This is a genomic window from Vibrio aerogenes (assembly GCF_024346755.1).
GTDB lineage: Bacteria > Pseudomonadota > Gammaproteobacteria > Enterobacterales > Vibrionaceae > Vibrio > Vibrio aerogenes.
Window position 1 is genome coordinate 3330163 of record NZ_AP024861.1, and the last position, 13481, is coordinate 3343643.

The 13481-nt window shown below is 45.5% G+C and carries 11 protein-coding genes and 1 other RNA gene; 5 read left to right on the top strand and 7 right to left on the bottom strand.

All coding sequences use genetic code 11. The features are described 5' to 3' along the window. Positions 1-7: 7 nt before the first annotated feature. Positions 8-401: RNase P RNA component class A (gene rnpB / locus OCV29_RS14685), an RNA gene on the bottom strand. Between the two features lie 69 nt (positions 402-470). Next, positions 471-1346 carry a 16S rRNA (cytidine(1402)-2'-O)-methyltransferase gene (rsmI, locus tag OCV29_RS14690; protein ID WP_073602602.1) on the bottom strand — a complete coding sequence of 292 codons (876 nt, stop codon included), beginning with the start codon at positions 1344-1346 and terminating at the stop codon, positions 471-473. Between the two features lie 61 nt (positions 1347-1407). Here rsmI and OCV29_RS14695 point away from each other — a divergent pair, with 61 nt between their 5' ends. From OCV29_RS14695 to OCV29_RS14710, 4 genes are read left to right on the top strand one after another with little or no spacing between them, the layout of a single operon-like run. After that, a complete protein-coding gene (locus tag OCV29_RS14695) occupies positions 1408-3219 on the top strand; it encodes a penicillin-binding protein activator (RefSeq protein ID WP_073602603.1) in 1812 nt (603 codons plus the stop codon). Continuing rightward, positions 3206-3580, top strand: a complete 375-nt coding sequence (locus tag OCV29_RS14700; protein WP_073602604.1) for a YraN family protein — start codon at positions 3206-3208, stop codon at positions 3578-3580. The genes OCV29_RS14695 and OCV29_RS14700 overlap by 14 nt, the downstream gene beginning before the upstream one ends. A 3-nt stretch (positions 3581-3583) precedes the next feature. After that, complete coding sequence (locus OCV29_RS14705; protein ID WP_073602605.1) at positions 3584-4174, top strand: phosphoheptose isomerase; 591 nt, start codon at positions 3584-3586, stop codon at positions 4172-4174. 3 nt (positions 4175-4177) lie between these two features. Continuing rightward, complete coding sequence (locus OCV29_RS14710) at positions 4178-4765, top strand: BON domain-containing protein (RefSeq protein ID WP_073602606.1); 588 nt, start codon at positions 4178-4180, stop codon at positions 4763-4765. Positions 4766-4891: 126 nt separating this feature from the next. Here OCV29_RS14710 and hpt read toward each other — a convergent pair whose 3' ends face one another. Continuing rightward, on the bottom strand, positions 4892-5422 hold the full coding sequence (gene hpt / locus OCV29_RS14715; RefSeq protein WP_073602607.1) for a hypoxanthine phosphoribosyltransferase: 531 nt from the start codon (positions 5420-5422) through the stop codon (positions 4892-4894). Positions 5423-5718: 296 nt separating this feature from the next. Here hpt and OCV29_RS14720 point away from each other — a divergent pair, with 296 nt between their 5' ends. Next, positions 5719-6339 carry a LuxR/HapR/OpaR family quorum-sensing transcriptional regulator gene (locus OCV29_RS14720; RefSeq protein WP_073582999.1) on the top strand — a complete coding sequence of 207 codons (621 nt, stop codon included), beginning with the start codon at positions 5719-5721 and terminating at the stop codon, positions 6337-6339. Between the two features lie 82 nt (positions 6340-6421). Here the strand turns inward: OCV29_RS14720 and lpdA are convergent, their stop codons facing one another. The 4 genes from lpdA to pdhR all read right to left on the bottom strand — a co-directional run bounded on the left by lpdA (position 6422) and on the right by pdhR (position 13453). Continuing rightward, positions 6422-7849 (bottom strand): dihydrolipoyl dehydrogenase, encoded by a 1428-nt coding sequence (gene lpdA / locus OCV29_RS14725; RefSeq protein ID WP_073602608.1) that lies wholly within the window; start codon positions 7847-7849, stop codon positions 6422-6424. Positions 7850-8092: 243 nt separating this feature from the next. Further along, complete coding sequence (gene aceF / locus OCV29_RS14730; protein WP_073602609.1) at positions 8093-9955, bottom strand: pyruvate dehydrogenase complex dihydrolipoyllysine-residue acetyltransferase; 1863 nt, start codon at positions 9953-9955, stop codon at positions 8093-8095. Positions 9956-9973: 18 nt separating this feature from the next. Continuing rightward, the gene (gene aceE / locus OCV29_RS14735) at positions 9974-12634 is read right to left on the bottom strand and encodes a pyruvate dehydrogenase (acetyl-transferring), homodimeric type (RefSeq protein WP_073602610.1); all 2661 of its coding nucleotides are present in this window, start codon (positions 12632-12634) and stop codon (positions 9974-9976) included. 51 nt (positions 12635-12685) lie between these two features. Beyond that, the gene (gene pdhR / locus OCV29_RS14740) at positions 12686-13453 is read right to left on the bottom strand and encodes a pyruvate dehydrogenase complex transcriptional repressor PdhR (protein ID WP_073602611.1); all 768 of its coding nucleotides are present in this window, start codon (positions 13451-13453) and stop codon (positions 12686-12688) included. Positions 13454-13481: the final 28 nt, after the last annotated feature.

Consider the following 13481-nt stretch of genomic DNA (forward strand, 5'->3'; position numbering starts at 1 on the left):
CATAAATAGCTGGAGTCAACCTGTAAGCCGGGTTTTGTACCGTCTGAGACGGCAGTAGCCATTCGTCTAGGCCAGCAATCACTCACTGGCTCAAGCAACCTACCCGCTTCCCAACGCGAGCAACGCTATACGGAAGCCTATTTGGTCTTGCTCCGGGTGGAGTTTACCTTGCTACGAACTGTTGCCAGCCGCACGGTGCGCTCTTACCGCACCCTTTCACCCTTACCTGGTCTGATGACCATCGGCGGTCTTCTCTCTGCTGCACTTGTCGTGGGCTCACGCCCCCCAGGTGTTACCTGGCACCCTGCTCTGTAGAGCCCGGACTTTCCTCCCCTCCATCAGTCTCCCCAGCTGAATCAGCTAAGGGACATCAATGAAGCAGCGACTACCCGGTCAACTCCGGCGGCGATTGTATAGATAAACCGGAGAGCTGTCTATAGCTTGTTAACCGCCGGACTGTTCATCTGCTTTTAATGATCAGCAGATTTTAAATGTTCCAGTCCCCACTTATATAAAGCATTCTTTTTCAGGGCATACATTTCAGCCACAACCCCGGCAGCTCTTTTCAGGGGTAATTCACTCACCAAAATTGTCAGCATTCTTTTTGCATCGTCCGGAAAATCAGCTTCTTTGGGGCGCCGGAATCCATGAATCAACAGTACGATTTCCCCTTTTCTCTGGTTCTCATCATCTTTGACCCACGCCACTAACTCTCCCAAAGGCAAACTTTGAATGGTCTCGAACGTTTTCGTCAGCTCTCTGGCCAGCACAACCTGCCTGTCAGGGCCTAAAACCACCAGCATGTCATCCAGAGTGTCCAGAATCCGGTGTGGCGACTCATAAAAAATACAGGTTCGTTCATCGGTTGCAATATCAGACAGTTTATCTTTGCGTGCTTTGGTTTTTGCAGGTAAAAAACCTTCAAAACTGAAACGGTCCGAAGGTAAACCAGAAGCACAAAGTGCTGTTGTTACCGCACATGCTCCCGGAAGTGGCACAACTTTTACACCTGCCTGACGACACTGGTGAACCAGATGGTATCCTGGATCGCTAATCAGTGGTGTTCCCGCATCAGAAACCAGCGCAACCGACAAGCCAGACAATAACTTTTCAACCAAAAATGAGGCCTTGTCCTGTTCATTGTGATCATGAAGCGCAAAAGTTTTCGTTTGTATCTGAAAATGTGATAATAATTTACCTGTATGGCGTGTATCTTCTGCGGCAATCAGATCGACACCAGCAAGCACCTGAATTGCTCTTTGAGTGATATCATCGAGATTACCAATAGGCGTCGGAACAATGTATAGTGTTGGAGACTTCGTCTGAAAAGATTGATTATCTGTCATTTGTTTATCATCACTTCAAAGATTATTATAGAGACAATTTCACCGGGATAATGCATAACTCATGGCTAAGAAAAAGCATACCAGATTCAATTTTGTACGCCTGATCACCTCAATGATGTTAACCGTTTTTCTTGTGGCATGCTCCTCTCGGCCCAGTGTCCCCACAAGACCAGACATTTCGGAAACACCAAGCCAGAGCGCTCAGACCTACCTGATGAGAGCAGACAGTACTGACGGAGCCATCCGCAATGACTGGCTGATTATGGCGCTCAAAGCAGCGATCAAAGCAAAGCAGGTCACTCAGGCAAATCTGCTCCTCTTCAGACTCACAAAAGAAACACTTTCAGAACAACAACTGGCTGAATGGCAACTGGCGCGGGCCAGACTACTGTTAAATAACGGACAATACAAGACGGCCCTGAAACAATTAACATTTAAAGTCTGGTGGAAGCTTAAAGACAAACAATGGCTTTCATTCTATCAAACCAGAGCGGCGCTTTTCACCCGGCTGGGACGTAGTTTTGAGACAGCCAGAGCTCTGAACAATGAATATAATTATAGTTCTGACCAGCAAAAAGAAAGACTTGCACACCAAATATGGCAGAACCTGACCCGTTACTCAGCCAGTGAAATTACCGGACTAACCGTCGAAAGTGATGAAGATCAGTTGGCAGGCTGGCTGCAACTGGCCATTTATATGAAGGTACTGGATAACAATATCGCTCAGTTGAAAAACACACTGGAAAAATGGCTGGCAGAAAACAAAGACCATCCCGCGGTAAAATACATGCCTGCGGAAGTACAATCCGTACTCTCGATGAAAATCTCAACACCGAAGCAAATCGCGTTATTGCTCCCGATTACCGGCAAGTTCTCACACCAGGCTCAGTTAATCCGGGATGGTTTTATGTTTGCGATGATGAATAACCGTGAACGAAATGCCAATATCACCATGACGGTGATGGATACACATGCCCAGAGCCTGCAAAATATAGCCCGGATGATAAAACAAAAAAATATTGATTTTGTCGTGGGTCCCTTAGTAAAAGAAAACATCACCCGCTTACAGGATATTGAAAAGGCGCAAAACCATCAGATACAGATGCTGGCATTGAATATTCCCGAAAGTACAGATAAAAATGCAAACATTTGTTACTTTGCACTGTCTCCTGAACAGGAAGCAGCTCAGGCTGCCAAACATCTGTTCAGACTCGGCTATCAGTACCCGATGATACTGGTACCGCAAGGTAATTATGGTAACCGGGTGAGTGATGCTTTCCGGACTGAATGGGAAAAATACAGTAAGCATGCGGTCAGTATCAGTACATTTGGTGATAAAAAACACCTGCAGAAAGATATCAATACAGCGTTTGGGCTGAAAGAAAGTCAGCAAAACATTGCTCAAATGCAATCTCTGCTTGGCATCAAACTCAAGAGTCAGCCAAGAAGCCGTCGTGATGTGGACGCGGTTTATATCGTGGCAAACAGTGCTGAACTGACGCTCATCAAGCCATTTATCGAAGTGGCGATTAATCCGGATACGACTCAGCCCCGGCTCTTCTCAAGCTCGCGGAGTAACAGCGGTAAAAACAAATATGAAGATTTAACGGGTGTCACATTCAGTGATATACCGCTTTTGATCAATCCCCAGGCTTCTGTCAAAGAGCAAATGGATTCACTCTGGCCCAAAGACTCTAATGGTGAGAAACGCCTGAAAGCCATGGGAATGGATGCGTATACACTGATGCTGGAACTATCTCAGATGAAAGCCGTTAGTGATTATCAGGTACAGGGACAAACCGGATTACTCAGCATTGATAATCGCTGTGTTGTTCAGCAGGAACTGAGCTGGGGAAAATATGATGACCTCTGAGGTGAATCACCGCAAGACAGGTCATCAATATGAACAAACGGCTGCAGACTATCTGACCAGACATCATCTCCGTCTGATCGAAAAAAATTTCTTCTGCAGAAGCGGGGAAATTGATCTGATCATGAAAGACAAAACAACGCTGGTATTTGTTGAAGTCAAATACCGGAAAAGTCGTGCTTACGGGCATGCAGCTGAAGCGGTAACCCAAAGCAAAGCGAAAAAACTCATCAAAACCGCTTTTTTCTGGCTCAAAAAACAGAACCTGTCTCCTTATACAACTGATTTTCGTTTCGATATTGTTGCCATCCATCAGGGTGGCGCTGATATCGATTGGTACCAAAATGCAATTACCCAGGAATAATTCATGCTCGATAGCATAAAAGCCAGCTTCACTGAAAGCATACAAATTCAAATTGCAGCCGCAGAAGCCCTTCCGGATGCAATTACCCATGCGGCTCAGGCCATGGTTGCCAGCCTGCTCAATGGCAATAAGATTTTATGTTGTGGTAATGGCGGTTCTGCTGCAAACGCACAGCAGTTTGCAGCCTGTCTGCTGAATCGCTTTGAAACAGAACGGCCGAGCTTACCGGCAATGACTTTAACTGCAGATAATACAACGATGACAGCCGTTGCAAATGACTACCGTTATCAGGAGATTTTTGCCAAACAGGTCCGTGCTTTCGGACAAACGAATGACATTCTGCTGGCAATCTCCACCAGTGGTAATAGTAAAAATATCATTAAAGCCATGGAAGCAGCAGTAACCAGAGATATGACCATTATTGCTTTGACTGGCAAAGATGGTGGTGAAATGGCAGGTTTGCTGGGAGAAAATGATGTAGAGATCCGGATTCCTTCTCACAGAACAGCAAGAATTCATGAGGTTCACATGGTTACCCTTCATTGTCTGTGTGATTTAATCGATCAAGTTCTGTTTCCGGCTCACGAAGAATAAATAATGAAAAACTTAACACTACTAATTACTTTATCACTCACCATTATGTTAACCGGGTGCGTAGGGCTGTTTATTGCCGGCGCAGCAACAACAGCGAATATCATGACCGATCCCCGGAGTACCCAGGAAATCTGGGATGACAACTATATCGAAGCGGAAATCACCGGCCTGATTCGTAAACCGCCATACCGCGGAAAAACCCGGGTTGTATCCAGTTCATTCAGAGGACAGGTCGTCCTGATGGGACAATCCAGAGACCCCGACCTTCTGGTCTCATTAGAAAAAGATGTTCGTCATATCAAAGGTGTTCAATCCATTCATAATCAGATACGAACCCGGTCCCCCCTTGATACGGAAGAAATCGGGCAGGATAGCTGGATCACAACCAAAGTAAAATCAGCGCTGTTAACCGATAAACAACTGAGCGGTGTCAAAGTCAAGGTGATCACAGAAGATAAAGAAGTCTTTCTGTTTGGATATCTGGATAAAGTACATGCTGACAGAGCAACAGAGCTGGCCCGCAATATCTCAGGTGTAAAAAGAGTCATCAAAGCATTTCAGTATGCAAGTGCGCCTGCTGCTGCAAAATAAATCTCAGACACAAAAAAGACCATGAAATCATATTCAGTATTCATGGTCTTTTTTCAGCACGATCGTGCTACCTGCGCGCCGGTTTATACTCATTCCACTTATTTTCTGATCAGAATGAGTCTGGTATTACTTCTGTGGAACGACCCGGCCGATATAAGGTAAATGACGATATTTTTGAGCGTAATCAATCCCGACACCGACCACAAACTCATCAGGAATGGCAAAACCAATCCAGTCGACCGGAACATCAACTTCACGTCTTGAAGGCTTATCCAGCAGCGTACAGATGCGAATTGAGCGCGGTGCCCGCAAAGCCAGAATCTCCTTGACCCGGCTCAGCGTATTACCGGTATCAATAATATCTTCAACCAGAAGAATATCCTTGTCTTTAATATCATCATCAAGATCCTTCAGGATCCTGACATCCCGAGAACTTTCCATGGCATTGCCGTAACTGGATGCCGTCATGAAATCAACCTGATGCGTGATTTGAACGGCTCTGGCCAGGTCGGCCATAAAAACGAACGATCCGCGCAATAAGCCGACCAAAACCAAATCTTCGCTATCCTGATAGAATTCTGTAATTTCTTTTCCTAACTCCTGAACCCGCTTCTGAACATCCTGTTCCGGGATCATCACTTCAACTATATGTTTCATACTGAACTCATTCACCTAATAGCATTTCCCGCATACATTTTCATCACATAAACGGTGTACTGATTATACCTGGCGTGTATGGTATCACTGATAATTTATGAGTTAAATGTTACGTAAAACAATGGGCAATACTGACTAAAAATTCATAAATAAATCTGAACAAACAAAATGTTCAAAAAATTAATATTAACAATTGACCTTGCCTATATGCACCATTACACTCATATATCGAACACAAATAATAAAATAATCATTAGAACGTATGTTCTTAACAACGTATTGGCAAGGAAAAAACTATGGACGCATCAATAGAAAAACGCCCTCGTACACGCTTATCTCCTCAAAAACGCAAACTTCAGCTGATGGAAATCGCATTAGAAGTGTTTGCGAAAAGAGGTATCGGTCGTGGCGGACATGCAGATATAGCTGAAATCGCACAGGTCTCTGTTGCGACTGTCTTCAACTATTTCCCAACCCGGGAAGATCTCGTCGATGATGTATTAACTCATGTTGTTCACCAGTTCTCAAATTTTCTGGCAGACAATATTGACGTTGACGCATATATTAAAGATAACCTGCGTCATTTAACTAATGAAATGACAAAGCTTGTTTTTGCCGACTGTCACTGGATCAAAGTCTGGTTTGAATGGAGTGCATCCACACGCGAAGAGGTGTGGCCACTCTTTGTATCAACAAACCATACCAACAGACTTCTGGTCAGAAACATGTTTGTGAAAGCGATTGAACGTGGTGATGTGAATAACCAATATGATCCGGATCATCTGGTTTCACTGTTTTTAGGCATCCTGTATTCACTGTTTGTGCAAGTGAACCGACTGAAAGATCAAAAAGAAGTTGATGAACTTGTACATGTTTATCTGGACATGCTTTGTATTTATAACCACAACCAAAACTGAAACGCTTATCATCGTTGAAAAGATTTTTCAGTAACAAAAAAACCGCTGCATCGCGCAGCGGTTTTTTATTCAGTCAGAAAGCTTATTTTTTCTTTTTCGCTTTCGCATTTGGCAAGTCAGTAATCGTGCCTTCAAAGACCTCAGCAGCCAGTCCAACCGACTCATGCAGTGTTGGGTGCGCATGAATGGTCAACGCTAAATCTTCAGCATCACAGCCCATCTCAATTGCAAGACCGATTTCACCCAGCAACTCACCACCATTGGTACCAACAATCGCACCACCGACGACACGATGCGTATCTTTATCAAAGATCAGCTTTGTCATACCATCAGAGCAGTCTGAAGCGATAGCACGGCCCGAAGCAGCCCACGGGAAGGTCGCAACTTCGTAGTTAATGCCTGCGTCTTTCGCTTCTTTTTCAGTTTTACCAACCCATGCAACTTCCGGCTCGGTATAAGCAATTGAAGGAATGACTTTCGGGTCGAAGTAATGTTTCTTACCGGCAATCACCTCAGCAGCGACGTGACCTTCATGCACACCTTTGTGAGCCAGCATTGGCTGACCAACAATATCACCGATTGCAAAAATATGCGGAATATTCGTCCGCAATTGCTTATCAACATTGATAAAGCCACGGTCATCGACTTCAACACCCGCTTTTTCTGCATCAATCAGTTTACCATTCGGGGTCCGGCCAATCGCAACAAGCACAGCATCATAACGCTCAGGCTCAGCTGGTGCTTTCTTACCTTCCATTGAAACGTAGATACCATCTTCTTTCGCTTCAACAGCCGTGACTTTTGTTTCAAGCATCAGCTTGAACTTATTCTTAATTCGCTTGGTAAAGACTTTCACAACGTCTTTATCTGCGGCTGGAATCACCTGATCGAACATTTCAACGACTTCAATCTGAGATCCCAGCGCGTGATATACAGTCCCCATTTCCAGACCGATAATACCACCACCCATAATCAGCAGCTTTCCGGGCACTTCTTTCAGTTCAAGTGCATCCGTTGAATCCCAGATACGAGGATCTTCATGAGGAATAAACGGCAATTTAATCGGACGAGAACCCGCAGCAATAATTGCATTATCAAAGTTAACGACCGTTTTACCATCATCGCCTTCAACTTCGATACTGTTCGGGCTGGTAAATTTACCAAAGCCGTTTACCACCTGAACTTTACGCATTTTTGCCATACCGGAAAGACCACCCGTCAATTGGGTAATTACTTTTTCTTTCCACAGGCGGATTTTATCGATATCCGTTGAGGGTTCACCAAATACGATACCGTGGTCTGCAAGCGCTTTCGCTTCTTCAATCACTTTAGCAACGTGCAACAGCGCTTTAGATGGAATACATCCCACGTTCAGACAGACACCACCCAGTGTGCTGTAACGTTCAATCAGAACAGTCTCAAGACCTAAATCTGCACAGCGAAAAGCAGCGGAGTAGCCAGCAGGACCTGCCCCAAGTACAACCACCTGGGCTTTGATTTCTTTGCTCATTTTGACCTCTTGTAGTCATTATCCCTAACAGGCAAATAGGAGGGTTCTTATTCTTTCTGTGAAAATACGAAACCAGTTCATAAAACGTCTCAAGTTTACAGAGATGTTAAGAATATGAAAAGAAAACCTCAAAAGCCTGTGAGCCAGTCAACAATTCAAATGAAAGACAATCTATCACTTCAACTGTCTTACGATTCTGTGAATAAAGGCGGCTATGATACCGCCTTCTCGTCTATTCAGGCATTACAATACTAAACGACGAATGTCACTCAGACATCCATTCAGGTAAGTAATAAAGCGAGCACCTTCCGCACCATCAATGACCCGGTGGTCATAAGAAAGAGATAATGGTAACTGCAGACGCGGAACAAAGTCCTTCCCGTTCCATACAGGTTTCATCTCTGATTTAGACACACCAAGAATCGCAACTTCAGGCGCATTTACAATTGGTGTAAATGCAGTTCCACCTAAACCACCAAGGCTTGAAATCGTGAAACAGCCACCTTGCATATCAGCTGCAGTCAACTTACCTGCGCGGGCTTTTTTCGATACAGCCATCAGCTCTTCAGACAGTTCATAAATGCCTTTTTTATCAACATCTTTGAAGACAGGAACAACCAGACCATTTGGTGTATCAACCGCAATACCGATGTTAACATACTTCTTGAGAATCAGGCTTTCACCATCTTCTGACAATGAAGAGTTAAATGACGGGAATGCTTCCAGAGCTTTAGCCGCAGCTTTCATGATAAAGACAAGTGGTGTGATTTTCATACCGGTGTCTTTCTTCGCTTCAATTGCATTCTGCTCTTTGCGGAATGCTTCAAGCTCAGTGATATCTGCATTATCCCACTGAGTTACATGAGGAATCATGACCCAGTTACGTGCCAGGTTAGCACCGGAAATTTTCTTAATCCGGGATAATGGCTTCACTTCAGTTTCACCAAACTTACTAAAGTCAACTTTAGGCCATGGCAGAAGACCTAATGCACTGCCATCGCCCTGACCAGAAGCCGCACCAGATTCCAGACGCTTCAAGGCTTCTTTCACATAATTCTGAACATCTTCTTTCAGAATACGGCTCTTACGGCCAGTACCTTTGACTTTTGACAGGTTCACACCGAATTCACGAGCCAGGCGACGTACAACCGGTGAAGCATGCGCATATTCATGATTTTCCTGGAAATCACCCGTTGAAGCAGGGGCAGACGCTGATGCTTTGGGTGCTTCAGCAGCTGGTGCCGGAGCCGCAGCTGGCGCAGCGGCAGGCGCTGGCGCAGCACCTGCAACTTCAAACATCATGATCAAAGAACCGGTAGAAACTTTGTCACCCGCGACAACTTTAATTTCTTTCACTGTACCGGCAAATGGTGCAGGCACTTCCATTGACGCTTTGTCACCTTCAACGGTGATCAGTGACTGTTCTTCTTCAATCGTGTCACCAACTGCAACCATGATTTCAGTCACTTCAACTTCATCACCACCGATATCAGGAACATTCACTTCCTGAATCGCAGAAGCTGCTGGTGCAGCGGGTGCCTGAGCTGCTGGCGCTGCCGCTGGTGCAGCACCTGAACCTGCGACTTCAAAGACCATAATCAAAGAACCGGTGGACACTTTGTCACCCGCAGCCACTTTGATTTCTTTCAAAGTACCGGCAAATGGTGCAGGCACTTCCATTGACGCTTTGTCACCCTCAACGGTAATCAGCGACTGTTCTTCTTCAATGCTGTCACCGACTGCAACCATGATTTCAGTGACTTCAACTTCATCACCACCGATATCAGGGACATGAACTTCTTTCAGTTCAGCCGCAGCTGGTGCTGCTGCAGGCGCAGCTTCTGCAGCCGGTGCTGGTGCAGCTTCAGCTGCACCTTCTGCTTCAAAAATCATAATCAAAGAACCCGTCGAGACTTTATCGCCTTCGGATACTTTAATTTCTTTGACAATCCCTGCCTGAGAGGCAGGAACTTCCATCGATGCTTTATCACCTTCTACTGTGATGAGCGACTGTTCTTCTTCAACTTTGTCACCAACACTTACAAGGATTTCGGTTACTTCAACCTCATCCGCACCGATGTCTGGAACATTAATTTCAATTGCCATTGTTCTTCCTACCTTATATTAAGCGTACAGTGGGTTTGTTTTGTCAGTGTCGATATCAAATTTCTTAATTGCTTCAGTCACAACAGATTTTTCAATATCACCGCGTTTAGCCAGCTCAGTCAGTGCAGCAACAACGACATAGCCAGCGTTCACTTCAAAGTGACGACGCAGGTTGTCGCGGCTGTCTGAACGACCAAAACCATCTGTACCCAGTACTTTATAAGACTCAGCAGGAACATAAGCACGAACCTGTTCTGCGTAATTTTTCATGTAATCTGTCGCTGCGATTGCAGGTTCAGAGCCAAGAACGGTTGTAATATAAGGCACTTTTGCTTCTGCTTCAGGATGAAGCATCGCGTCACGCTCACATGCCTGACCATCACGGGCCAGTTCATTAAATGAAGTCACAGAGAATACGTCAGAAGCAATGCCATACTCATCACTCAGAATACCAGCCGCTTTGCGCACTTCATTCATGATGGTACCAGAGCCCATCAACTGAACTTTACCTTTCTCACCCGCATAAGTTTCCAGCTTGTAAATCCCTTTACGGATGCCTTCTTCAGCACCTTCTGGCATTGCCGGCATTGCGTAGTTTTCATTCATCAGTGTCAGGTAGTAGTACACATTTTCCTGTTCACCATACATACGGCGGATACCGTCCTGAATGATCACGGCAACTTCATAAGCAAAAGTCGGATCATAAGAGATACAGTTCGGAATCGTCGCGGCCTGAATATGGCTGTGGCCATCTTCGTGTTGCAGACCTTCACCGTTGAGTGTCGTCCGGCCGGCAGTACCACCCAGCAGGAAGCCACGGGCTTGCTGATCGCCAGCCATCCATGCCATATCACCGATACGTTGGAAACCGAACATTGAGTAATAGATGTAGAATGGAATCATCGGCAGATCATTGGTGCTGTATGATGTCGCAGCAGCAACCCATGATGACATGGCACCCAGTTCGTTGATCCCTTCCTGAAGTACCTGACCGCCTGTATCTTCTTTGTAGTAAGAAACCACGCTGCGGTCTTCCGGCGTATAAGTCTGACCATGTGGGTTATAGATACCGATCTGACGGAACAGACCTTCCATCCCGAATGTACGCGCTTCATCGGCAATGATTGGCACGATATTTTTACCAATACTCTTGTCTTTCAGCAGAATATTCAGTGTACGGACAAACGCCATTGTGGATGAAATATCACGCTTCTGTTCTTCCAGCAGCGGTTTGAAGTCTTCCAGTTCAGGAACTTTCAGTTCTTCAGAGAAGTTCGGCAGACGCACAGGCGTGTAACCATGCAGTGCCTTACGACGGGCATGCAGGTATTCGAATTCTTTAGAGCCTTCTTCCAGTTGCAGATAAGGCAGGTTCTTCACTTCTTCATCAGAAATCAGATCCTGAAGACCAAGACGATCACGCACCTGAAGCACATGAGTCATGTCCATTTTCTTCACCTGGTGCGCAATGTTTTTGCCTTCGGCTGCATCACCCATACCGTAACCTTTGACTGTTTTAGCCAGAATAACGGTTGGACGACCATTGGTGTCCTGTGCATTTTTGAATGCAGCAAACAGTTTCGAACTATCGTGACCGCCGCGCTTCAGGGCGAAAATTTCATCATCGGTCATATCAGCCACTAAAGCAGCTGTTTCAGGATATTTACCGAAGAAGTGTTCACGAACGTAAGCACCATCTTTAGACTTGAATGTCTGATAGTCGCCATCGATGGTTTCATTCATCAGCTGAAGCAGTTTACCGGATGTATCTTTCGCCAGCAGCGCATCCCAGTTACTTCCCCAAACCACTTTCACTACGTTCCAGCCAGCGCCTTTAAACAGACCTTCCAGCTCCTGGATGATTTTACCATTCCCCATCACCGGTCCATCCAGACGTTGCAGGTTACAGTTAATCACAAAGCACAGGTTGTCCAGCTTTTCACGGGCAGCAAAAGAAATCGCACCACGTGATTCCGGCTCATCCATTTCACCATCACCCAGGAAGGCATAAACACGCTGTTCTGATGTATCTTTCAAGCCACGACCTGCAAGATATTTCAGGAAACGCGCCTGATAAATAGAAGCGATTGGTCCAAGACCCATAGATACAGTCGGGAATTGCCAGAATTCAGGCATCAGTTTAGGGTGAGGATAAGAAGGAATCCCTTTTCCATCAACTTCCTGACGGAAGTGATCCAGCTGTTCAGCAGTTAAACGGCCTTCGACGAATGCACGCGCATAAATTCCCGGAGAAATATGGCCCTGATAATACACCAGATCGCCGCCATCTTTTTCATTCGGTGCGCGGAAGAAATGGTTAAAGCATGTTTCATAAAAAGCAGCTGATGACTGGAATGAAGCCATATGGCCACCCAGTTCAAGATCTTTCTTCGATGCACGAAGCACGATCATGATTGCGTTCCAACGGATAATCGAACGAATACGACGCTCAAGTGTTGTGTCACCAGGATAAGCGGGTTCCTGATCAGCAGGAATCGTATTGAGGTAATTGGTGGTCATACCCGTAGGCATATCAACACCATCCAGACGCGCTTTTTCTAAAACTTGCTCAAGCAAATACTGAGCACGCTCTACGCCTTCTTCACGGACAACAGATTCAAGAGCTTCCAACCACTCCTGAGTTTCCAGTGCATCTACGTCATGCTTCATGTCAGACATGCGATCTTTCCTTTTGTTGGTTTGATCTAAAAACAAACAATAACAAGCCAATCAGGACTCGTTACCCTGCTGAATCCGACGCAATGAACGCTCACGACGCGTTTGTTCCCGCGTTAAATCCAACAGTGTTTCTTCAATATAGGCAAGGTGTGAATGCGACATTTCCCGAGCCTTTTCCGGCTCTCCGGCAACAATAGCATCCACAATACTGGCCCGATGCTTACTTACTTTGTCCACCACTTCAGGGCGGTGGTGTAATAGTTTTAAATTCTGTAGTACGTTCTGCTCAAGCAATGGTGCAAGGCTTCGGACAATATGCAGCAAAACGACATTATGTGAGGCTTCGGTGAGCGTCACCAAAAACTCCACGACACAGGCAGACTCGGCTTCAACATTTTTTTCGTTCTGTTTTTCATGAATTTTTACGAGACAGGCCTGAATACGCTCGAAATCTTCTTCATTGCCACGCAAAGCGGCAAAATACGCTGAAATCCCTTCCATGGCATGGCGGGCTTCTAATAAATCTAACTGAGTTTCAGAGTGACTGGATAATAATTCCAGCAAAGGATCAGAAAAACTCGTCCATATGTTTTCGGTAACGAAAGTTCCGCCGCCATGACGCCGGGTCAGCAGACGTTTTGCTTCGAGTCTCTGTATCGCTTCACGTACCGATGGACGGGAGACATCAAATTGTTTAGCAAGTTCACGCTCAGGAGGTAACTGTTGTCCGGGCGCGAGCGTTCCTTCGACAATCAAACGTTCAAGTTCCTGTTCAATCACATCGGCAAGTTTAGGCTGACGAATCCTTTGATATGCCATAGTAATAGTTCTTTTATTTTTATATTCA

Bases quoted from the DNA above. Each gene is read 5' to 3' on its own strand.
- rsmI (WP_073602602.1), bottom strand. From the start codon at position 1,346: ATGACAGATAATCAATCTTTTCAGACGAAGTCTCCAACACTATACATT.
- OCV29_RS14695 (WP_073602603.1), top strand. From the start codon at position 1,408: ATGGCTAAGAAAAAGCATACCAGATTCAATTTTGTACGCCTGATCACC.
- OCV29_RS14700 (WP_073602604.1), top strand. From the start codon at position 3,206: ATGATGACCTCTGAGGTGAATCACCGCAAGACAGGTCATCAATATGAA.
- OCV29_RS14705 (WP_073602605.1), top strand. From the start codon at position 3,584: ATGCTCGATAGCATAAAAGCCAGCTTCACTGAAAGCATACAAATTCAA.
- OCV29_RS14710 (WP_073602606.1), top strand. From the start codon at position 4,178: ATGAAAAACTTAACACTACTAATTACTTTATCACTCACCATTATGTTA.
- hpt (WP_073602607.1), bottom strand. From the start codon at position 5,422: ATGAAACATATAGTTGAAGTGATGATCCCGGAACAGGATGTTCAGAAG.
- OCV29_RS14720 (WP_073582999.1), top strand. From the start codon at position 5,719: ATGGACGCATCAATAGAAAAACGCCCTCGTACACGCTTATCTCCTCAA.
- lpdA (WP_073602608.1), bottom strand. From the start codon at position 7,849: ATGAGCAAAGAAATCAAAGCCCAGGTGGTTGTACTTGGGGCAGGTCCT.
- aceF (WP_073602609.1), bottom strand. From the start codon at position 9,955: ATGGCAATTGAAATTAATGTTCCAGACATCGGTGCGGATGAGGTTGAA.
- aceE (WP_073602610.1), bottom strand. From the start codon at position 12,634: ATGTCTGACATGAAGCATGACGTAGATGCACTGGAAACTCAGGAGTGG.
- pdhR (WP_073602611.1), bottom strand. From the start codon at position 13,453: ATGGCATATCAAAGGATTCGTCAGCCTAAACTTGCCGATGTGATTGAA.